This is a genomic window from Kitasatospora sp. NPDC101108 (genome assembly GCF_055584725.1).
The window spans coordinates 226,061-246,254 of record NZ_JBVJLM010000013.1 but is presented as its reverse complement, the minus strand read 5'-3'; the positions used below and the strand labels follow the sequence as shown (position 1 = coordinate 246,254).

The 20,194-nt window shown below is 73.4% G+C and carries 16 protein-coding genes and 1 rRNA gene; 9 read left to right on the top strand and 8 right to left on the bottom strand.

All coding sequences use genetic code 11. From position 1 onward, the window contains the following. The 3 genes from rrf to ACZ6Z8_RS26805 form a co-directional block, all read left to right on the top strand. Window positions 1-83, top strand: a 5S ribosomal RNA gene (rrf, locus tag ACZ6Z8_RS26815); the annotation flags it as partial. Between the two features lie 240 nt (window positions 84-323). Then, entirely contained in the window at window positions 324-743 is a 420-nt protein-coding gene (locus ACZ6Z8_RS26810; RefSeq protein ID WP_402820195.1) for a YciI family protein, read from the top strand. Window positions 744-766: 23 nt separating this feature from the next. Beyond that, window positions 767-1,924, top strand: a complete 1,158-nt coding sequence (locus ACZ6Z8_RS26805) for an RNA polymerase sigma factor (protein WP_465612596.1) — start codon at window positions 767-769, stop codon at window positions 1,922-1,924. Window positions 1,925-1,927: 3 nt separating this feature from the next. Here ACZ6Z8_RS26805 and ACZ6Z8_RS26800 read toward each other — a convergent pair whose 3' ends face one another. The 5 genes from ACZ6Z8_RS26800 to ACZ6Z8_RS26780 all read right to left on the bottom strand — a co-directional run bounded on the left by ACZ6Z8_RS26800 (window position 1,928) and on the right by ACZ6Z8_RS26780 (window position 7,427). After that, window positions 1,928-3,238 carry a DUF58 domain-containing protein gene (locus ACZ6Z8_RS26800; protein WP_465612585.1) on the bottom strand — a complete coding sequence of 437 codons (1,311 nt, stop codon included), beginning with the start codon at window positions 3,236-3,238 and terminating at the stop codon, window positions 1,928-1,930. An 85-nt stretch (window positions 3,239-3,323) separates the two neighbouring features. After that, window positions 3,324-4,304 (bottom strand): AAA family ATPase, encoded by a 981-nt coding sequence (locus tag ACZ6Z8_RS26795; RefSeq protein WP_402820201.1) that lies wholly within the window; start codon window positions 4,302-4,304, stop codon window positions 3,324-3,326. Window positions 4,305-4,330: 26 nt separating this feature from the next. Beyond that, window positions 4,331-5,563, bottom strand: a complete 1,233-nt coding sequence (locus ACZ6Z8_RS26790; RefSeq protein WP_465612584.1) for a DUF4350 domain-containing protein — start codon at window positions 5,561-5,563, stop codon at window positions 4,331-4,333. Further along, window positions 5,560-6,267 carry a DUF4129 domain-containing protein gene (locus tag ACZ6Z8_RS26785; protein WP_465612583.1) on the bottom strand — a complete coding sequence of 236 codons (708 nt, stop codon included), beginning with the start codon at window positions 6,265-6,267 and terminating at the stop codon, window positions 5,560-5,562. The genes ACZ6Z8_RS26790 and ACZ6Z8_RS26785 overlap by 4 nt, the downstream gene beginning before the upstream one ends. Before the next feature lie 5 nt (window positions 6,268-6,272). Further along, complete coding sequence (locus tag ACZ6Z8_RS26780) at window positions 6,273-7,427, bottom strand: hypothetical protein (RefSeq protein ID WP_465612582.1); 1,155 nt, start codon at window positions 7,425-7,427, stop codon at window positions 6,273-6,275. A 288-nt stretch (window positions 7,428-7,715) separates the two neighbouring features. Between ACZ6Z8_RS26780 and mtrA the strand changes: the two genes are divergently transcribed. The 3 genes from mtrA (at window position 7,716) to ACZ6Z8_RS26765 (ending at window position 12,358) form a co-directional block, all read left to right on the top strand. After that, on the top strand, window positions 7,716-8,393 hold the full coding sequence (mtrA, locus tag ACZ6Z8_RS26775; protein ID WP_030283937.1) for an MtrAB system response regulator MtrA: 678 nt from the start codon (window positions 7,716-7,718) through the stop codon (window positions 8,391-8,393). Window positions 8,394-8,517: 124 nt separating this feature from the next. After that, entirely contained in the window at window positions 8,518-10,500 is a 1,983-nt protein-coding gene (gene mtrB, locus ACZ6Z8_RS26770; RefSeq protein WP_465612581.1) for an MtrAB system histidine kinase MtrB, read from the top strand. Further along, window positions 10,475-12,358 (top strand): LpqB family beta-propeller domain-containing protein, encoded by a 1,884-nt coding sequence (locus ACZ6Z8_RS26765; protein WP_465612580.1) that lies wholly within the window; start codon window positions 10,475-10,477, stop codon window positions 12,356-12,358. The genes mtrB and ACZ6Z8_RS26765 overlap by 26 nt, the downstream gene beginning before the upstream one ends. A gap of 99 nt (window positions 12,359-12,457) precedes the next feature. Here ACZ6Z8_RS26765 and ACZ6Z8_RS26760 read toward each other — a convergent pair whose 3' ends face one another. Then, window positions 12,458-13,180, bottom strand: coding sequence for a ComF family protein (locus tag ACZ6Z8_RS26760; protein ID WP_465612579.1), 723 nt, complete (start codon window positions 13,178-13,180; stop codon window positions 12,458-12,460). A 367-nt stretch (window positions 13,181-13,547) separates the two neighbouring features. Between ACZ6Z8_RS26760 and hpf the strand changes: the two genes are divergently transcribed. Together hpf and ACZ6Z8_RS26750 are read left to right on the top strand one after the other, a co-directional pair. Continuing rightward, window positions 13,548-14,243, top strand: coding sequence for a ribosome hibernation-promoting factor, HPF/YfiA family (gene hpf / locus ACZ6Z8_RS26755; RefSeq protein WP_402819680.1), 696 nt, complete (start codon window positions 13,548-13,550; stop codon window positions 14,241-14,243). Window positions 14,244-14,479: 236 nt separating this feature from the next. Continuing rightward, entirely contained in the window at window positions 14,480-15,238 is a 759-nt protein-coding gene (locus tag ACZ6Z8_RS26750) for a response regulator (protein WP_030283947.1), read from the top strand. A 72-nt stretch (window positions 15,239-15,310) separates the two neighbouring features. On the opposite strand, the gene ACZ6Z8_RS26745 is transcribed toward ACZ6Z8_RS26750, so the two are convergent. Beyond that, window positions 15,311-16,519, bottom strand: coding sequence for a winged helix-turn-helix domain-containing protein (locus ACZ6Z8_RS26745; RefSeq protein WP_465612578.1), 1,209 nt, complete (start codon window positions 16,517-16,519; stop codon window positions 15,311-15,313). Between the two features lie 62 nt (window positions 16,520-16,581). Continuing rightward, the gene (locus ACZ6Z8_RS26740; protein ID WP_465612577.1) at window positions 16,582-17,139 is read right to left on the bottom strand and encodes a GNAT family N-acetyltransferase; all 558 of its coding nucleotides are present in this window, start codon (window positions 17,137-17,139) and stop codon (window positions 16,582-16,584) included. Window positions 17,140-17,381: 242 nt separating this feature from the next. Between ACZ6Z8_RS26740 and secA the strand changes: the two genes are divergently transcribed. After that, the gene (secA, locus tag ACZ6Z8_RS26735) at window positions 17,382-20,144 is read left to right on the top strand and encodes a preprotein translocase subunit SecA (protein ID WP_465612576.1); all 2,763 of its coding nucleotides are present in this window, start codon (window positions 17,382-17,384) and stop codon (window positions 20,142-20,144) included. Window positions 20,145-20,194: the final 50 nt, after the last annotated feature.

The following is a 20,194-nucleotide window of genomic DNA, read 5'->3' as shown; positions in this document are numbered from 1 at the left end:
ACATTCCGAACCCGGAAGCTAAGCCTCACAGCGCCGATGGTACTGCAGGGGGGACCCTGTGGGAGAGTAGGACGCCGCCGAACAATCATTCAGAAAAGCCCCTGATCCAATGGATCAGGGGCTTTTCGCATTTCCGGGGCCACCGAGTCCGAGGCCACTGAGGCCGGGGCCACCGAGCCGAGGCCGGCGAGGTCGGCCACGTTCGGCGAGGTCGGCCACGTCCGGAAAAAAATCTTGGTCAGCCGTGTCGAGAACCCGTGACCGGCTCCGTCCCTGGGGTGGACGCGGCCACAATGGGTCGCATCAGCACCGAGGAGAAGACGATGGCCAAGTACCTGCTGCTCAAGCACTACCGGGGCGCTCCGACCGCGGTCAACTGCACGCCGATGGACCAGTGGACGCCGGAGGAGGTCACGGCGCACATCACGTACATGCAGGACTTCGCGGCCCGGCTGGAGAAGACCGGCGAGTACGTCGACGGCCAGGCGCTCGCGCCCGAGGGGACGTGGGTCCGGTACGACGGCGAGGGCCGTCCGCCGGTGACCGACGGTCCGTTCGCCGAGACCAAGGACCTCATCGCCGGCTGGATGGTGATCGACGTCGACAGCTACGAGCGCGCCGTCGAACTGGCCGGAGAGCTGTCGGCCGCTCCCGGAGCCGGGGGGAAGCCGATCCACGAGTGGCTCGAACTGCGCCCGTTCCTGGCCATGCCGTCGACCACCACGGAGTGCCATCTCCGATGACGGAGGCCACCGGAAGCCACGCGGTGGACGAGGCCCTGATCCGGAGCCTCACGCCCGCCGTGCTCGGCATCCTCGTCCGCCGCGGAGCAGACTTCGCGGCGGCCGAGGACGCCGTGCAGGAGGCGTTGATCGAGGCGGTCCGCGGCTGGGGAGCCGATCCGCCGCGTGATCCCAAGGGCTGGCTGGTCACCGTCGCCTGGCGGAAGTTCCTCGACGCGACCCGGGCGGACACCGCCCGCCGCCGCCGGGAGGACCTCGTCGACCAGGAGCCGGAGCCCGGGCCCGCGGCCGCGACGGACGACACGCTGCAGCTCTACTTCCTGTGCGCCCACCCGTCGTTGACGCCGTCCTCGGCGGTCGCGCTCACCCTGCGCGCGCTCGGCGGGCTGACCACCCGCCAGATCGCTCAGGCCTATCTGGTGCCCGAGGCGACCATGGCGCAGCGGATCAGCCGGGCGAAGCGGACCGTGTCCGCCGCCCGGTTCGATCGGCCGGGCGACGTCGCCACCGTGCTGCGGGTCCTCTACCTGGTCTTCAACGAGGGCTACTCGGGCGATGTCGACCTCGCCGCCGAGGCGATCCGGCTCACCCGGCAGCTGGCGGCGGCGATCGACCACCCCGAGGTGGCGGGCCTGTTGGCGCTGATGCTGCTGCACCACGCCCGGCGGCCCGGCCGGACGGCGCCCGACGGCAGTCTGGTGCCGCTCGCCGAGCAGGACCGCGGCCGCTGGGACACCGGGTTGATCGCCGAGGGCGTCGGGATCCTCCAGGCGGCCCTCGCCCGGGACCGGCTGGGCGAGTTCCAGGCCCAGGCGGCGATCGCGGCGCTGCACGCGGACGCGCCGACCGCCGGGGAGACCGACTGGGTGCAGATCGTCGAGTGGTACGACGAGTTGCTGCGGTTGACGGACAGTCCGGTGGTCCGGCTGAACCGTGCGGTGGCGGTCGGTGAGGCGGACGGGCCGCGGGCCGGGCTGGCGGCGCTGGGGGCGGTGGACGAGTCCCTGCCGAGGTACGCGGCGGTGGCGGCGTACCTCCACGAGCGCGACGGGGACCTGGCGACGGCGGCCCGGTTGTACGTCGAGGCGGCCCGGCGGGCGCCCAACCTCGCCGAGCGCGACCACCTGACGCGTCAGGCGGCCCGGCTCAACATGCGGTTCAACTCCCCTGGGAGGGACTGAGGTTCAGAGCCGGCCGGCGGCCTTCAGCGCCAGGTAGGTGTCCGCCAGGGCTGGGGCGATCCCGGCGGGCGGGGCGTCCAGGACGGTGACGCCGTACCGGGTGAGGCGGTCGGCGGTGTGGCGGCGGTCGGCGCGGGTCTGTTCGGCGGCGGCGGCGCCGTAGACGGCCTCGACGGTGCCGCGACCGGCGGCCAGCACGTCCAGGTGGGGGTCGGCGACCGAGGCGAGGACGACCTCGTGGCGCTTGGTGAGCAGCGGCAGCAGGGGCCGCAGGCCGTCCTCGACCGGGGCCGCGTCGAGGCCGGTGAGCAGGACGATCAGCGAGCGGTGCGGTGCCATCTTGAGCGCGGTGGAGACAAGGGAGCGCATGTCGGTCTCGTGCAGCGCGGGTTCCAGCAGGGCCATCGCGTTGGTGAAGGCCGGCAGGATCTCGTTCGGCGCGCTGCCGACGACCGCGGCGCGTTTGCGGGCGTCGTGGGCGAGCAGGTCGACCCGGTCGCCCGCGCGGGTGGCGAGAGCGGTGAGCAGCAGGGCGGCGTCGAGGGCGGCGTCCAGGCGGGGGGCGTCGCCGACGCGGCCGGCCGAGGTGCGGCCGGTGTCGAGGACGACGAGGATGTGCCGGTCGCGTTCGGGGCGCCAGGTGCGGACGGCGACGGTGTGGCGGCGGGCGCTGGCGCGCCAGTCGATGGAGCGGACGTCGTCGCCGGGCAGGTACTCCCGCAGCGAGTCGAACTCGGTGCCCTGGCCGCGGGTCAACACCGAGGTGCGGCCGTCGAGTTCGCGCAGCCGGGCGAGCCGGGAGGGCAGGTGCTTGCGGCTGTGGAACGGGGGCAGGGCGCGGACCGTCCAGGGGACGTGGTGGGAGCCCTGGCGGCCGGCCAGGCCGAGCGGGCCGAGCGACCGGACCGTCACCCGGTGGGCGTGGTGGTCGCCGCGGCGGCTCGGGGCGAGCACGGAGACGGCGCGGCGCCGTTCGCCGCCGGGGACGGTGAGGGTGTGCCGGGAGGCGGTCTCGGCGGTGCCGGGGCGCCAGGCGGAGGGGGCCCAGGCGTCGCGGACCAGGGCGCGCAGGGGCCGCCCGGAGGGGTTGGTGACGGTCAGTTCGACGGAGGCGGTGTCGCCGAGGCGGACGGTGGTGGTGCCGCCCCGGACGATCCGCAGGCTGCGGACGGGGGCGGCGAGCACCAGGTCGGCCAGGACGGCGAGCAGGACCGCGCCGGTGACGGCCCCGATCCCGGCCCAGGAGGGCAGCAGGAGGCCCACGAAGAGCGCGCCGAGCGCGGCGATCAGGGCGGTTCGCCCGGTGAGGGCCATGCGGGTGCGCTCCTTCGGAAGCCCGTGGTCGGAGGGGCCGGGGGTTCGGTGGCGGCGGCTCGCCCGGTACGCCGGTGGGCGTGGGTCAGCGGGGGGCGGGCGTCTGGGCGAGGACGGCCTGGATGACGGAGTCGGCGGTGACGCCCTCCATCTCGGCCTCGGCGCGCAGCGCGACGCGGTGCCGCAGGGTGGGCAGGGCGAGTGCCTTGACGTCGTCGGGGGTGACGTAGTCGCGTCCGGCGAGCCAGGCCCAGGCGCGCGAGGCGGCGAGCAGGGCGGTGGCGCCGCGCGGGGAGACGCCGATGGACAGCGACGGGGACTGCCGGGTGGCCCGGCAGAGGTCGACGATGTAGGCGAGGACCTCGGGGGAGACGGTCAGTGCGGCGATCTGCTCGCGGGCGGCGGCGAGGTGCTCGGGCCCGGCGACGGGGCGGACGCCGGCCGCGGCGAGGTCCTTGGGGTCGAAGCCGGACGCGTGCCGGGACAGGACCTGGAACTCCTGGTCGCGGTCGGGCAGCGGCAGGATCAGCTTGAGCAGGAAGCGGTCGAGCTGGGCCTCGGGCAGCGGATAGGTGCCTTCGTACTCGACCGGGTTCTGGGTGGCGGCGACCAGGAACGGGACGGGCAGCGCGCGCGGCTCGCCGTCGACGGTGACCTGCCGCTCCTCCATGGCCTCCAGCAGGGCGGCCTGGGTCTTGGGCGGGGTGCGGTTGATCTCGTCGGCGAGCAGCAGGTTGGTGAAGACCGGGCCGGGCTGGAAGGAGAACTCGGCGGTCCGGGCGTCGTAGACGAGCGAGCCGGTGACGTCGCCGGGCATCAGGTCGGGGGTGAACTGGATGCGCTTGGTCTCCAGGCTGAGTGCCGTGGACAGGGTGCGGACCAGCAGGGTCTTGGCGACGCCGGGGACGCCTTCGAGCAGCACGTGACCGCCGCAGAGCAGGGCCACCACGAGGCCGGTGACGGCGGCGTCCTGGCCGACCACGGCCTTGCCGATCTCGGCCCGCAGGGCGGTCAGCGCGGTGCGCGGGTCGGTGGCGGGGGTGGCGGGTGCCGTGCCGGGGGTGATGCGGAGCTGGGCGGTCGCCTGTTCGGTCACGGGTTCCGTACCTGCCTTTCGAGGGCGTCGAGGTCGTCGGCGAGCCGCAGCAGCGCGGCGTCGTCGGTCGGGGGCGGGCCGTAGAGCAGGGCCCGGACGTCCCCGGCGGGTCGTTCGGGGAGGCGGCCGGCGACGGCCGCGCAGAGTGCTTCCGGGTCGGGGGCGCCGGCCTGGAGCGGGACGCCCAGGGCGGGGGCGAGGCGGTGGGCTGCGGCGCGGCGCAGGGCCTCGGCGGCGCGGCCGTGGGCCTTGGCCCGCCGGTAGAGCCGGGCGCGGCCCTCGGTGGTCTCGGCGGCGCGGACCACCACCGGAAGGTTCTCGCTGACCACCGGGCCGAGGCGGCGGGCGCGCCAGAGGGCGGCGAGTACTGCGGCGACGGCGAGTTGGTAGAAGGCCCAGTGCCAGCCCTTCGGGATGTAGTCGCCGAAGGACTTGCGCTGGGTGCCCTCGGCGACCGGCGCGGTGTAGTCGGGCAGGTGCCAGGTGAGGCGGGGCTGCGAGCCGAGCAGGCCGAGCGCGAGCGAGGCGTTGCCGTCCTCGGCGAGCTCCGTGTTGCGCAGGAACTGGCCGCTGCCGAGCACGACGACGTCGCCGCCCCCGCTCGGGGTGCGGACCAGCGGGTAGTCGCGGCCGTGCGGGTAGCAGCCGTCGCCGCGGCTGCCGCTGGTGTAGAGCATGCCGCCCATGGCGGCGCTGCCGGCCCGGAGGGCCTCGGGGAGCGTGCAGCCCGGCTGGGTGCCGCGGACGGGCGCGAACGGGGCTCCGCCGGCCTCGTCGGCGGCGCGGACGCCGGGGGCGAGGGCGCCGAGGGCGGCCGGGCCCGGGGCGATCAGGACCAGCCGCTGGTGCCGGGCGGCCGCGATCGCGCGCAGCTGGGCCGGGCTGAGCAGGTCGGGCTCGGGCAGCACCAGGGTGTCGGCGCCGTTCGCGGCGGCGGTGGGGTCGGTGCCCAGTTCGACCGTGACGCCCTGGCGTTCGAGCAGGGCGACGACGGCGTGGGAGCCGTCGGCGTCGTAGGAGCGGGGGTCGTTCGGCGGGTAGCGGTGGCCCCGGTTGAGGACGGCGATGCCGACGGCGGCGACCAGCAGGACGGCGAGGAAGACCAGGTACCAGCGGGCGCGGCGGGCCAGGCGGCGCCCGGTGGGGGCGAGGCTGGTCGGCGCGGCGTCGGCGGCGGGTCGTCCGGCGGACTGCTCGGCGGCGGGGGGAGCCGGGGCGGTGCTGGTCATGCCGCTCCTCCCGTGGTCGAGGTCGGGGCCGGGACGGCGGCCGCGACGGGGGCGTGGGCGAGCACCGGGCGGGTGCGTTCCAGTGTCCGGTCGAGGTCCAGCAGCAGCTGGTAGGCGGCCTGGTCGGCGGTGCGCTCGCCGTACGCGACGTCGTCGAAGGTACGGGCGGCCGCGGCCAGCGCGGCGGCGTGCTCGGGCAGGGCCCGGCCGGCCTCGGCGGCGGCCTCGTCGGCGGTGCGGCCCGGGCGGGCGTCGAGCAGGGTGCGCTCCTCCAGGGCCCGGACCAGCGCGCGCATCTGCTCGCGGACGGCCTCGGACCACCGGCCCGCGGCGGCGTGCCCGGCGGCGTCCGCGCGGTACCGGTCGGCGCTGCGCGGGCCGTCGGAGCCGTACACGCCCAGGACGGTGCGGGCGGCGCGCTTGGGGGCGCCGAGGCGCCACCAGAGGGCGGCGCCGATCACCACGGCGACGATCAGGAAGAGCACCAGTCCGGTGGTGCCGTCGGTGCCGTCGCCGGAGATGCTGCCCATGGCGCGGTCGATGTGGTCCCAGATCCAGTCGACGACGCGTTCCAGGACGGTCGGGTCGTTCTTGTGGTACTCGGCGTTGAGCAGCTCGTCGCGGGCGGCGTCGCGGGCCGGGTCACGCGGAACGGTGACCGGGGCGCCGCCGGCGGCGAGAAGCCTGTCCCCCCAGATAGGCATCCGGTTCAGTGCCTCGCCGGGGTCTGGTCGGCCTGGCCGGTCCCGCCGCTGCCGCCCTGCTCGGGCGTGGCGGCGGCGCGGGCGAGCTCGATGTCCAGGGCCTCGCGGCGGATCCGCTGGTCGATGTAGACCAGCACGCCGACGGCGGCCAGGAACGGGGTGGTCAGCGAGGAGGCGATGATCCCGGCGATCGCGGTCAGCACCATCATGCCGATCGACTGCTGGGAGGAGTCGCCGAAGCGGTCGATGGAGCCGAAGCCCAGCACCAGGCCGATGAAGCGGAACGGGATGACCAGGGTGGCCCCGACGATCCCGGCCAGGAGCCGGCTCAGCAGGACGATGCCGAAGATCCGCCACCAGGAGCCGCGGGCCAGTCGGCGCGAGCGCGACAGCGCCGTCACCACGCCCTGCTTCTCCAGCATCAGCGCGGGGGCGGCCAGGCTGTAGCGGATCAGCAGCCAGAGGCCGACCGGCACGGTCAGCAGGCCGACCAGGAACAGCAGGGACACGGTCGCGGGGGCGTCGGCGCCGCCGGCCCGGTAGCCGAGCAGCGGGGTGAAGCCGAGCACCACCACGCCGCCGCTCATCAGGGTGGTGAGCACGGTGAGCCCGAGCAGCTGCAGCAGCCGGGGGCGGGCGTCGCGCCAGGTCTCCCCGGCGGTCACCGAGCGGCCGAGGACGGCCCGGCTGACCACGACGGTGAGCAGCGCGACGGCGAGCGCGTCGAGCAGCAGCGTCAGCGGCAGGCTGGCGAGCAGGGTGAGGAGCTGGGTGGAGGCGCCGGTCCGGCCCTTGACCAGCAGCTCGGCGACGAAGGCGCCGGCCTGGTCGACGACGGCGATGCCGAGCGAGAGGGTGAGGGCGGTGCGCCAGTGCCGGCGCACGGTGGTGACGGCGCCGTCGAGCAGCTCGCCGACGCTGAGCGGGCGCAGCGGGATGACGCCGGGCCGGGGGCTGCGCGCGGCGTCCCAGCCGTACGGGTCGCGGCCGGGCGGCTGCGCGCCGCGGTTCGGCTGTCCGTACTGGGCGCCCCAGCCGGGGGTGGTCTGAGGGGGTGCCGACGGCCCGGGCACGGCGGCGGGCGCGTCGGCCGGGGGCCGGGCGCCGTCGCGGGGCGGCTCGGACGAGCTGGGCGAGGCCCAGCCCGGGGTGTCGGTCATCACTGCTCCTCGGAGGGGCCGTCCTGGGCGCGGATCCGGGCGGATCTTCCGCCCGCGCGCAGCGCCCATCGTGCCATGGGGCCCGGAGACGCCCCAGGGGTATCCGGTTGCTGATCGGCAACGGGGGCCGCCGGGGGGTCGGACGGCGGGTTCCGGACCGTTCGGAGGCCCTCCGGCTAGGGCTATTCGCCCGGTATGGCCGGAATTCGACGGCCGGCGAGTTGGCCGTTGTGGAGCATTGGCACTGCTGTGCGGCAGGTCACAATCCGGTAATGAGAAGATGGACGCATGAAGGGACGCGTCCTCGTCGTTGATGACGACTCCGCACTGGCCGAGATGCTCGGCATCGTGCTGCGTGGTGAGGGTTTTGAGCCGTTTTTCGTCGCGGATGGGGACAAGGCGCTAGCCGCGTTCCGGGAGAGCAAGCCCGATCTGGTCCTGCTCGACCTGATGCTGCCCGGCCGGGACGGCATCGACGTGTGCCGGCAGATCCGGGCGGAGTCCGGAGTCCCGATCGTGATGCTGACCGCGAAGACCGACACGGTCGACGTGGTGGTGGGCCTGGAGTCCGGCGCCGACGACTACGTCACCAAGCCGTTCAAGCCCAAGGAGCTGGTGGCCCGGGTGCGCGCCCGGCTGCGCCGCGCCGAGGAGCCGACGCCCGAGCAGCTGACCATCGGCGACCTGGTGATCGACGTGGCCGGCCATTCGGTGAAGCGGGACGGGCGCAGCATCCCGCTGACCCCGCTGGAGTTCGACCTGCTGGTCGCGCTGGCCCGCAAGCCCTGGCAGGTGTTCACGCGCGAGGTGCTGCTGGAGCAGGTCTGGGGCTACCGCCACGCGGCGGACACCCGCCTGGTCAACGTCCACGTGCAGCGACTGCGCTCCAAGATCGAGAAGGACCCGGAGCGCCCCGAGATCGTGGTGACCGTCCGCGGCGTCGGCTACAAGGCCGGACCCAGCTGACGTGACGGACCGGGTTGAGGGCACCCCGTCGGGTTCCGCGACCGACGGGGCGGAGGCCGTGCGCGGGGACGTGCTGAGTTCGACCACCCGCCACCGTCGCGGGCCTTCCGGGATCTTCGGCCTGATGAGGCGTCAGCTCCGCCGCCCGGCGCGCAAGGTGGCCGTGCTGTACCACCGGTCGATCCAGGTCCGGGTGGTCGCGGTGTCCCTGCTGGCCTCCATCGCGGTGGTCCTGGTGCTGGGCGTGGTCGTGGTGGCGCAGGTGCGCAACGGCCTGCTCGACACCAAGATCGACGCCGCCCGGGCGCAGGCCCGGATCGGCTTCCAGGTCGAGCAGAAGAAGATCAACGAGGCCCGGGACCAGACCCTGCGGGGCGCCGTCGACCCGAGCACCGGCGAGACCGGCACCTGGCTGCTGCGCCAGGTCAACGACCTGGCCGCGAGCGGGCAGACGGTCTACTCGGTGATCGCGATGGCCCCCGGCACCGGCGCGGTCGTCCCCGACAGCTCCGGCTTCGCGCCGCGCTACTCGGGCGACATCCAGCCCAGCAGCGTCCCGGACACCCTGCGCGCCAAGCTCATCGAAGAGCCCGGCCAGATGTTCGACCAGCCGACCCGGATCCACCGCTCGCCCGAGGGCGGCGGCAAGAGCGAGCCCGGACTGGCCCTCGGCATGCAGTTCGTCGGCCCGGCCAACACCAGCTACCAGCTGTTCTACGTGTTCTCCTTCGGCCAGGAGACCGACACCCTCAACCTGATCACCGGCACCCTGGCGACCGCCGGTGTCTTCGTGGTGATCCTGATGGGCGGCATCGCCTGGGTCGTGGTGCGCCAGGTGGTCACCCCGGTGCGGATGGCCGCCGGCATCTCCGAGCGGCTCGCCGACGGGCACCTGGAAGAGCGGATGAAGGTGACCGGGACGGACGACATCGCCCGCCTCGGGGAGTCCTTCAACCGGATGGCCAACGCCCTGCAGGCGCAGATCCGCCAGCTGGAGGAGCTGTCCCGGGTGCAGCGGCGCTTCGTCTCGGACGTCTCGCACGAGCTGCGCACCCCGCTGACCACGGTCCGGATGGCCGCCGACCTGATCTACGACAGCCGCGAGGACCTCGACCCGATGGCGGCCCGCTCGGCCGAGCTGCTGCAGGGCCAGCTGGACCGCTTCGAGTCGCTGCTCGCCGACCTGCTGGAGATCAGCCGCTTCGACGCCGGCGCCGCGATCCTGGACGCCGAGCCGGTCGACCTGCGCGAGATCGTCGGCCGGGTGGTGGAGGCCGCCGACCCGCTGGCCCAGGCCAAGGGCAGCACCGTGGTGATCCGCGGCGACGGCGAGCCGGTGCTGGCCGAGGTGGACTCCCGCCGGATCGAGCGCATCCTGCGCAACCTGGTGGTCAACGCGCTGGAGCACGGCGAGGGCCGTGACGTGGTGGTCCGGCTGGGCTCGGCGGACGGCGCGGTCGCGGTCGGCGTGCGCGACTACGGCATCGGCCTCAAGCCGGGCGAGGCGTCCCGGGTGTTCCACCGCTTCTGGCGGGCGGACCCGTCCCGGGTGCGCACCACCGGCGGCACCGGCCTGGGCCTGTCCATCGCGGTCGAGGACGCCCACCTGCACGGCGGCTGGCTCCAGGCCTGGGGCGAGCCCGGTGGCGGCTCGCACTTCCGGCTGACCCTGCCGCGCACCCGCGGCGGCGAGATCAACCGGGCGCCGTTCCGGCTGGAGCCGGAGGACTCCCGCAACAACCGGGGCCTGGGCGCGTACGGCACGCCGTACCGCCGGGCGATCGCCCCGACCGGTTCGACGGCCATGGCCGCCGCCGAGGAGCAGGGCGAGGCACCGGAGGGGGCCGGCAACGGGCTGGGCAGCGGGCTCGGCGGGGTGCTGAACATCGGCCCCGGGCTGGGCCGCAACCGGCTGCCGGAGGGCCCGCGCTCGGATCCCTCGGACGTGCGGACGGCGGGGGCCGGGTACGGCGCCACCGGCGCCCAGGTCATGGTGGACCCGACGCCGGGGCGGCCGTCGGTGGCACAGCGGACGGCGGAACCGGACGCGACGGGTGGGACGGACCTGGAGGGGTCGCAGCGTGCGAAGGACGAGCAACAGGACTGAGCCGCGGCTCGTGGCGGTGGCCGGCGCGGTGCTCGGTGCCCTGGTGGCGAGCGGCTGCGCGGCCATGCCGGACTCCGGCGGCATCACCAAGGTGGAGCTGTCGCAGGGCTCGGCCGACAAGAACCTACAGGCCAGGGTGTTCCCGGTGGCGCCCACCAAGGGCGCCAAGCCGCGCGAGCTGCTGACCGGGTTCCTGGACGCGGTGACCGCGGACGAGGGGTACGAGACCGCGCGCAAGTACCTCACCGAGCACGCCGCCGCGACCTGGAACCCGGACGCGGGCATACAGGTGCTCTCCGCCACGCAGATCGCGCCGGACCAGGTCGTCAACGACAAGGACACCGAGTACTCCGAGACGGTGTCCGGGCAGCTGCTGGCCACGGTCGACGAGAAGCGCTCGTACGTGATGGTGGCGGGGCAGAACAACAACAAGGTCCTCGACTTCACGTTCACGCGGGAGGACGGTGAGTGGCGGATCGCCCAGCTGCCCGCCGGCGTGATCATGAACGAGACCAACTTCCGGAACAGCTTCCGGCAGGTCGAGCGCTTCTTCTACACCGCCCCCGACCCGTCCGTACCGGGTTCCGGCTCCGGCGACGGCCAGGAGGTGCTGATCGCCGACCCGATCTACCTGCGGCGGCGGATCGACCCGTTGACCGCGGCCGCCAACGCGCTGGTCGCCGGGCCCTCCCACTGGCTCGCGCCGGTGGCCCGGACGGCCTTCCCGAGCGGCACCACGGTCGACAAGGTGGCCATCGACGACAGCCGGGTCGCCCATGTGCAGCTCCGCGGGCCGGACCTGGGCGACGCGAGGGCCTGCCGCCGGATGGCGACCCAGCTCTACTACACCTTCGCCGACCAGGGGAAGGGACAGATCGACCGGCTGGAGCTGAAGGGGCAGGGCGGCTCCTGCACGGCCAGCCGCAGCGACGACCAGGCCGTCGGCCCCGGCGCGCTGGCCGGCCGGCTGCCCGTGCAGCAGTACTACCAGCGCGCCGACAACGGCGTGCTGATGGTGGCCGACGAGGGCCGCAGCGGCGACCCGGTGCCCGGGGTGCTCGGCAAGCCGCACGCGAACGGCACGCCCCAGCTGGGCACGGTCGCCGTCAGCCGGGACGGCTCCCAGGCCGCCGCGCTCTCGGACGACGGCCACCAGCTCTACACCGTGCCGCTGGCGGCCGGCACGACGACGCTGCCCGAACCGGTGCTCAGCTCGCCGGTGAAGGGCGGCACCAAGGACGACGGCCTCGCCTCGCCGACCTGGGACGGCCGCGGCGACCTCTGGGTGGTGGACCGCAACCCGCAGGCCCCGCGGGTGGTCCTGGTGCGCGGCGGCAAGACGTACGGCGTGTCGGTCGAGGGACTGCTGGCCGGGCAGACGGTGCAGGCCGTGAAGATCTCCTCGGACGGCGCCCGGATCGCACTGGTGGTCAAGTCGGCCGGGGTGTCGGGCAGTTCGCTGGAGTTCGGGCTGGTGGAGCACGGCGGCACGCCGGGTGCACCGACCGCGAGGATCATCGCAGTGCGCCCGGGGGCCCCCTCGCTCACCGACGTCACCTCGGTGTCCTGGACGGAGACCGACCAGCTGCTGGTGCTCGGCAAGGAGGCCGACCGCCCCCAGCAGCTGTACTACATCAGCACCGACGGCTCGCAGAGCACGGACAGTCAGTTGCAGACCGGCAACGGACTGCCGTCCTCCCCGCAGTCCATCTCGTCGGCGGAGTCCCGCGGGTACCTCCTGGCCCAGCCGTGGCCGGTGCTCGCGGTGGCGGGCGGGACGGTCTACCGGCTGGTCAACAACCAGTGGCGGGAAGCCCAGCTGGTGGACAAGGCCCGCTCGTACTTCTACGTCGGCTGAATCGACGGGTCGAACCGGCGGGGTGAACCGGCGGCTTGAACCGGCGGGGTGAACCGGCGGGCCGGCCGCCGGTGCGCCGCCCCGTGCCCCGACCGGGCCTCAGCCGGCCGGCTGCACCGCGGTGGCCGCGACCGTGGCGGCGGCCCGGGCGGGCAGTCCGGCGTCGGCCAGCGCCCGGGCGGCCTCGGCCAGGCTCGCCCCGGTGGTCACCAGGTCGTCCACCAGCACCGGCTGACGGCCGGCCAGGCCGTGGCGGGCTCGCGGCAGGACGGTGAGTGCGCCGTGCAGGTTGCGCCGACGCTCGGCGGCGTTCAGCCCGGTCTGGTCGGCGACCGGACGGGCGTGCCGCAGCAGCGGCGCGGCCCTGGCGTCCAGGCCGGCCCGCCGCAGCGACCGGGCGGCGGCCCCGGCCAGCCGCAGCGTCGGGTCGTGGCCGCGGGCGCGCACGGCCGCGCGGGCCGAGGGCATCGGCACCAGCAGCAGCGGCGCGCCCCCGGCCCGGGCCCCGAGGGCGGAGCGCACCGCCCGTCCGAGCGCCTCGCCGAGCGGCCCGGCCAGCCGCAGCGCGCCGCGCTCCTTGTGCGCGAGCAGCAACTGGCGCACCGGGTCGGCGTACGGCGCGGCGGCGTGCGCCCAGGGCAGCAGGGTGGGGCCGGGGCGGGCGGTGGCCAGGGCGTGCCGGCAGGCCGGGCAGAGCTGGGTGCGTTCGGCACCGCAGCCCGCGCAGCTCGCGGGGAGCAGGACGTCCAGCAGTCCGGCCAGTGCGTGGCCGAACGGTGTCCGTACGGACGGCGGAGGGGCGGGGGAAAGGGACGGAGGCACGGCTGCTCCTGGCGGCGGCAGGCACGGAGAGTCAGCAAAGGATGCGCCGTATGGGGGGCGTTGTCCAGGTATTTACCACTGCTTCACCCACAGGAGGGTAGACAGGGTGCAACAGTTTGACCGCCAGCCCGCAGTATCGGGTCATACCCCCCATCTCGCCCGGGGAGGCGAAAACTCCCTGTGAGGTGTTCGATAAGGCTCCAGGGGGTTTCAACCGTCCCTGATGGGGAGGAAGTGAGATGAGGGCCAGTCGTTCCCGCCGCTGGCGGTGGGGCGGGGGCCGGCAGTGGATGGGCTGGTCCAGCTGGAGCTCAGTCCGGTCCGGTAGTACCCGGATCGGCGTCAGCACGAGGGATCGGAGTTCTGCGTGGACATCGTCGTCAAGGGCCGCAAGACCGAGGTGCCCAAGAGGTTCCGCGAGCACGTGGCCGAGAAGCTGGAGAAGGTCCAGAAGTTCGACGGCAAGGTGATCAGCCTCGACGTCGAGGTGTCCAAGGAGCACAACCCGCGGCAGGCCGACCGGTCGGACCGCGTGGAGATCACTCTTCGCAGCCGGGGCCCGGTGATCCGGGCCGAAGCCGCCGCCGCCGACGCGTACGCCGCGCTCGACCTGGCCGCGGCGAAGCTCGACGCGCAGCTGCGCAAGTCGGCTGACCGGCGTCGGGTGCACAAGGGCGGCGCCAACGGCCGCACCCCGATCAGCGTCGCCGAGGCGACCGCGGCCCTGGCCGCACTGCCGGACACGACGGCGCGGGAGGGCGAGACCAACGGGGCCGTCCGCAAGACCATGATGGGATCCCTGGAAGTGGAGGGCGAAGGCCCGCTGGTGGTCCGGGAGAAGACGCACTCGGCCGCCCCCATGGCGCTGGACCAGGCGCTCTACGAGATGGAGCTGGTCGGCCACGACTTCTACCTCTTCGTGGAGAAGGACAGCGGCCTGCCCAGCGTCGTCTACCGTCGGCACGGCTACCACTACGGTGTCATCCACGTGCAGCCGGACATGGCGGCCGGCGTGGCCAGCGGTGCGGGCGGTGCGATCGGCCGGTCCGACGACGAGGACTGACCGTCCCGGCCAGCAGTGACGGAGAGGTGACCCCGGCGGCAGCCGCCGGGGTCACCGGCCTTTCGGGGCGTTCCGCCCGTTTCGGGCGCGCCCGGTGGGACGGGTTCGAACGGTGCTCCGATCCGTTGCCTCCGGAGGTCACCCGATGCGGGGGAATCGGCATCGGAGGGTGACCGCGGCGAGGGCGGGGCGTGGAATGATTGGGCGCACGTCGACCCGCGAAGGGGGAGGAGCGGATGGGGGATCACTTCGGGCTGGGGCCCGCAGCGGGACCGGGCGCCGGACTGCCACCGGGGCCGGAGGAGGAACCCGCGTACGCGCCGCACCGGGGTGAGCCGATCCGCGTCCTGGTGGTGGACGACCACGCCCTGTTCCGCCGGGGGCTGGAGATCGTGCTCGCCGAGGAGCCGGACATCAAGGTCGTCGGCGAGGCCGGTGACGGCGCCGAGGCCGTGCTGAAGGCCGCCGACCTGCTGCCCGACATCATCCTGATGGACGTCCGGATGCCGCGCCGCAGCGGGATCGAGGCCTGTACGGCGATCAAGGACGTGGCGCCCAGCACCAAGATCATCATGCTGACGATAAGCGACGAGGAGGCCGACCTCTACGAGGCGATCAAGGCGGGGGCCACCGGCTACCTGCTCAAGGAGATCTCCACCGACGAGGTCGCCACCGCGATCCGCGCGGTCGCCGACGGGCAGTCGCAGATCAGCCCGTCGATGGCCTCCAAGCTGCTCACCGAGTTCAAGTCGATGATCCAGCGGCGCTCCGACGACCGGGACCTGGTGCCCGCGCCCCGGCTCACCGACCGGGAGCTGGAGGTGCTCAAGCTGGTGGCGACCGGGATGAACAACCGGGAGATCGCCAAGGAGCTGTTCATCAGCGAGAACACCGTGAAGAACCACGTCCGCAACATCCTGGAGAAGCTCCAACTGCATTCCAGGATGGAGGCCGTGGTGTACGCGATGCGGGAGAAGATCCTCGAAATAGGGTGAGCGCGGCGCCACCGGGCGAGCGGCGGCCGCCGCCGCTCGCCCGTCCTTCGGGCCGGGGCTGGAGGCCTGTCCCTAATCCGCGAGCAGCTTCTCCAGGGCCGGGCGCAGCCGTTCGTCGTGCAGCGCCTCGACCCGCACCCCGTCGCAGCCGACCCAGGCGGCCGCCTCGCGCAGGGCGGCGGCCAGCGCCTCCAGGTGCCGGGCGCCGCCTCCCCGGCCGTCGGCCAGCGAGACCTGCCGGGCGACCAGGGTGCGCCCCTCGCGGGCCGGGTCGACCCGGCCGACCAGGCGGCCGCCGGCCAGCAGCGGCATCGCGAAGTAGCCGTGCACCCGCTTGTGCTTGGGCGTGTAGGCCTCCAGCCGGTGCGTCATGCCGAAGATCCGTTCGGTGCGGGCGCGGTCCCAGATCAACGAGTCGAACGGCGAGAGCAGGGTGGTGCGGTGGCGCCCGCGCGGGGTGGTGGCGAGCGCGGCCGGGTCGGCCCAGGCAGCCGCCGCGGTGCCGCCCGGGCCCCAGCCGGCCACCTGGACCGGGACCAGGCCGCTGTCCGCGAGCACCGGGTCCAACTCCTCGGCGCGCAGCCGGTGGTAGTCCAGCAGGTCGGCCCGGGTGGCCACGCCGAGCGCGGCGCCCGCCTGGGCCACCAGGGTGCGCACGCACTCCTCGTCGGACCGCTCCTGCCCGAACAGGGCGCCGGGGATCGCCTGTTCGGCCAGGGCGTAGACCCGCTTCCAGCCCCGGCGCTCGGTGCAGACCACGTCGCCGAAGGCCAGCGCCCGCTCGACGGCGATCTTGGTGTCGGACCAGTCCCACCACTCGGCGGTCCGCTTGGCCCCGCCGAGCTCGGTGGAGGTCAACGGCCCTTCGGTGCGCAGCTGGTCGAGCACCGCCCGGTACGTCTCGGGCGCGACCTGGTGGCCCCAGAGGTGGCCGCGGTCGCGGTAGCGGCGGCGCCGGAAGGCGAACAGCGGCCACTCCTCGACCGGCAGGATGCAGGCCGCGTGCGACCAGTACTCGAAGCTGGTGCCCGCGCCCCAGTAGGCCGCCTCGACCGCCGGGCGGCCGACCGCGCCGAGCCGGGCGTACGGCACCAGCTCGTGCGATCGGGCCAGCACCGAGATGGTGTCCAGCTGGACGGCGCCCAGGTGCCGCAGCACCCCGCGCACCCCGCCCCGGCGGTCGGGCGCGCCCAGCAGCCCCTGGGCGCGCAGGGCCATCCGGCGGGCGTCGTCGGCGCTCAGGACGGTGACGGGGGTGGGGTCGGCAGCGGCGGCGGTCATGCCGGCGAGCGTAGCCGGGGGCACTGACAGCGGCCCCGGCCCCCGGGGAACGGGCCGGGTGTTCAGTCCAGGTCGGACGGGAGCATCGAGGCGATCCAGGCGTCGTGGAAGACGCCGCGCTGGTCGGCGTACGACCGCAGCGTGCCCTCGTGGCGGTAGCCGACCCGCTCGGCGACCGCGCGGGAGCCCTCGTTGCCGACGTAGGCGAGCCACTGGAGGCGGCGCAGCCCCAGGTCGGTGAGCGCCCAGCGGGCGACCGCGCGGGCCGCCTCGACGGTGTAGCCGCGGCCGCGCTGCTCCTTCGCCGTCCACCAGCCGACCGAGGCGGCGTTCGGGTCGTCGGGCCTGCGCGTGACCGCCTGGGTGCCGACCAGGCGTTCCGTCCCGCGCTCGACCACGCACCAGATGTACTCGGCGCCCGTGGCCAGCCCCTCGGGGGCCAGGGTGCGGACGAAGAACTCGGCGTGCTCGCGGCGGTAGGGGACGGGGACGACCGTCCAGCGCTGGATCTCCGCGTCCTGGCAGGCGGCGAGGACCGCGTCGATGTCCGACTCCCGCGGGGCCCGCAGGACCAGGCGCTCGGTGGTGAGGGTGACGAGTTCGCTCCGCTGCTGTTCCATGGGCGGATTATTTCCCCGTGAGGGGAATGCGGGCATCCGAATGGTCGGCCAACTCCTCGGCCCGCCGACCGATTTGCCCCGGTGGACGGTGCTATCGATCCATGTGCACGCGCGGGTGACACGGGAATACCGTGCTGACGCACCTCCCGGCGCCTTGGACTCCTCGCATACGATGGCCCGTGCGGTGGGGTGGACCCGCCGTGCAGTCGTCCAGTGCCAATACAGGCAAGGAGCCCGCCCAAGTGTCCGTCTTCGACAAGATCCTGCGCGCCGGCGAAGGCAAGATCCTTCGCAAGCTGCAGCGGATTGCTGCCCAGGTCAACTCCATCGAAGAGGACTTCGTCAACCTCACCGACGCCGAGCTGCGCGCGCTGACCGACGAGTACAAGCAGCGGCTCGCGGACGGCGAGACGCTGGACGACATCCTCCCCGAGGCGTTCGCCACCGTCCGCGAGGCCGCCAAGCGCGTGCTCGGCCAGCGGCACTACGACGTCCAGCTCATGGGCGGCGCCGCCCTGCACCTCGGCTACGTCGCCGAGATGCGCACCGGTGAGGGCAAGACCCTCGTCGGCACCCTGCCCGCGTACCTGAACGCGCTGACCGGCAAGGGCGTCCACCTGATCACCGTCAACGACTACCTCGCCGAGCGCGACTCGGAGTGGATGGGCCGGGTGCACCGCTTCCTCGGCCTCGAAGTCGGCGTGATCCTGGCCAACATGACGCCCGCCGAGCGCAAGCGCCAGTACGCGATGGACATCACGTACGGCACGAACAACGAGTTCGGCTTCGACTACCTGCGCGACAACATGGCCTGGTCGAAGGACGAACTCGTCCAGCGCGGCCACAACTTCGCGGTCGTCGACGAGGTCGACTCGATCCTCATCGACGAGGCCCGCACCCCGCTGATCATCTCCGGCCCGGCGGACCAGGCGACCAAGTGGTACGCCGACTTCGCCAAGCTGGTGCTGCGACTGAAGATCGACCGCGACTACGAGGTCGACGAGAAGAAGCGCACTGTCGGCGTCCTGGAGGAGGGTGTCACCCGGGTCGAGGACTACCTCGGCATCGACAACCTCTACGAGTCGGTGAACACCCCGCTCGTCGGCTTCCTGAACAACGCCATCAAGGCCAAGGAGCTGTACAAGAAGGACAAGGACTACGTCGTCATGAACGGCGAAGTCATGATCGTCGACGAGCACACCGGCCGCATCCTGGCCGGGCGCCGCTACAACGAGGGCATGCACCAGGCGATCGAGGCCAAGGAAGGGGTGGAGGTCCAGAACGAGAACCAGACCCTGGCCACCATCACCCTGCAGAACTTCTTCCGGCTGTACGACAAGCTGGCGGGCATGACCGGTACCGGCACCACCGAGGCCGCCGAGTTCCACCAGATCTACAAGCTCGGCGTGGTGCCGATCCCGACCAACAAGACGCCGCTGCGCATCGACCAGCCCGACCTGATCTACAAGTCGGAGCCGGCCAAGTTCGCCGCCGTGGTCGAGGACATCGCCGAGAAGCACGAGAAGGGCCAGCCGGTGCTGGTCGGCACCGTGTCGGTCGAGAAGTCCGAGTACCTGTCGCAGGAGCTGCGCAAGCGCGGCATCCCGCACGAGGTGCTGAACGCCAAGCACCACGAGCGCGAGGCCCAGATCGTCGCCCAGGCCGGCCGCAAGGGCGCCGTCACCGTCGCCACCAACATGGCCGGCCGTGGCACCGACATCATGCTCGGCGGCAACCCGGACCACCTCGCGGCGGCCGAGCTGGCCCAGCGCGGGCTCTCCGCGAGCGACAACCCGGAGGAGTACGAGGCCGCGTTCCCGGAGGCGCTGGAGAAGGCCAAGGCCGCGGTCAAGGCCGAGCAGGAGGAGGTCAAGGAGGCCGGCGGCCTCTACGTCCTCGGCACCGAGCGGCACGAGTCCCGCCGGATCGACAACCAGCTGCGCGGCCGCTCCGGCCGTCAGGGCGACCCGGGCGAGTCCCGCTTCTACCTGTCGCTGGGCGACGACCTGATGCGCCTGTTCAAGGCCGGCATGGTCGAGCGCGTGCTCTCGATGGCCAACGTGCCCGAGGACGTGCCGATCGAGTCCAAGATGGTCACCCGCGCGATCGCCTCCGCGCAGACCCAGGTCGAGCAGCAGAACTTCGAGATCCGCAAGAACGTCCTGAAGTACGACGAGGTGCTCAACCGCCAGCGCGAGGTCATCTACGGCGAGCGCCGCCGCGTCCTGGAGGGCGAGGACCTCCAGGAGCAGGTCGGCCACTTCATGGACGACACCGTCGAGGCCTACGTCAGGGCGGCCACCGGCGAGGGCTTCGAGGACGACTGGGACCTCGACAAGCTCTGGACCGCGTTCAAGCAGCTCTACCCGATCACCCTGGACCTGGCGGAGCTGGAGGAGGAGGTCGGCGGCCCGTCCGGCCTGACCCCCGAGTTCCTGATCAAGGTCGTCCAGGAGGACATCCAGGCGCAGTACGGTGCCCGCGAGGACCAGCTCGGCGAGGAGATCCTGCGCGAGCTGGAGCGCCGCGTGGTGCTGTCGGTGCTGGACCGCCGCTGGCGCGAGCACCTCTACGAGATGGACTACCTCCAGGAGGGCATCGGCCTGCGGGCCATGGCGCAGCGCGACCCGCTGGTCGAGTACCAGCGCGAGGGCTTCGACATGTTCACCGCGATGATGGAGGGCATCAAGGAGGAGTCCGTCGCCTACCTGTTCAACCTGGAGGTCCAGGTCGAGCAGCAGGTCGAGGAGGTCCCGGTCGAGGACGCCGAGGTGCTGCTCGACAAGCTGGAGAAGGACGCCGCCCGCCCGGAGATCAAGGCCAAGGGCCTGGAGGCCCCGAAGCCGCAGCGGCTGCACTACACGGCCCCCTCGGACGAGGTCGGCGGCGGTGTGGTCGAGGGCGACTTCGAGGACACCGTGCCGGAGGACGAGGGCGACGGGATGACCCGCGCCGAGCGCCGCAAGGCCGCCAAGTCCGCCAAGGGCCGCCGCCGCAAGGTCTGAGCCACGCACAGCACACAGCGCAGGGCGCCGTTCCCGTACCGGGGCGGCGC

What these genes read in the sequence shown, in the direction of transcription:
- ACZ6Z8_RS26745 (WP_465612578.1), bottom strand. Translation starts at nt 16,519, where the DNA reads ATGACCGCCGCCGCTGCCGACCCCACCCCCGTCACCGTCCTGAGCGCC.
- ACZ6Z8_RS26780 (WP_465612582.1), bottom strand. Translation starts at nt 7,427, where the DNA reads ATGACCGACACCCCGGGCTGGGCCTCGCCCAGCTCGTCCGAGCCGCCC.
- ACZ6Z8_RS26810 (WP_402820195.1), top strand. Translation starts at nt 324, where the DNA reads ATGGCCAAGTACCTGCTGCTCAAGCACTACCGGGGCGCTCCGACCGCG.
- ACZ6Z8_RS26750 (WP_030283947.1), top strand. Translation starts at nt 14,480, where the DNA reads ATGGGGGATCACTTCGGGCTGGGGCCCGCAGCGGGACCGGGCGCCGGA.
- ACZ6Z8_RS26790 (WP_465612584.1), bottom strand. Translation starts at nt 5,563, where the DNA reads ATGACCAGCACCGCCCCGGCTCCCCCCGCCGCCGAGCAGTCCGCCGGA.
- ACZ6Z8_RS26740 (WP_465612577.1), bottom strand. Translation starts at nt 17,139, where the DNA reads ATGGAACAGCAGCGGAGCGAACTCGTCACCCTCACCACCGAGCGCCTG.
- ACZ6Z8_RS26800 (WP_465612585.1), bottom strand. Translation starts at nt 3,238, where the DNA reads ATGGCCCTCACCGGGCGAACCGCCCTGATCGCCGCGCTCGGCGCGCTC.
- ACZ6Z8_RS26785 (WP_465612583.1), bottom strand. Translation starts at nt 6,267, where the DNA reads ATGCCTATCTGGGGGGACAGGCTTCTCGCCGCCGGCGGCGCCCCGGTC.
- mtrB (WP_465612581.1), top strand. Translation starts at nt 8,518, where the DNA reads ATGAGGCGTCAGCTCCGCCGCCCGGCGCGCAAGGTGGCCGTGCTGTAC.
- mtrA (WP_030283937.1), top strand. Translation starts at nt 7,716, where the DNA reads ATGAAGGGACGCGTCCTCGTCGTTGATGACGACTCCGCACTGGCCGAG.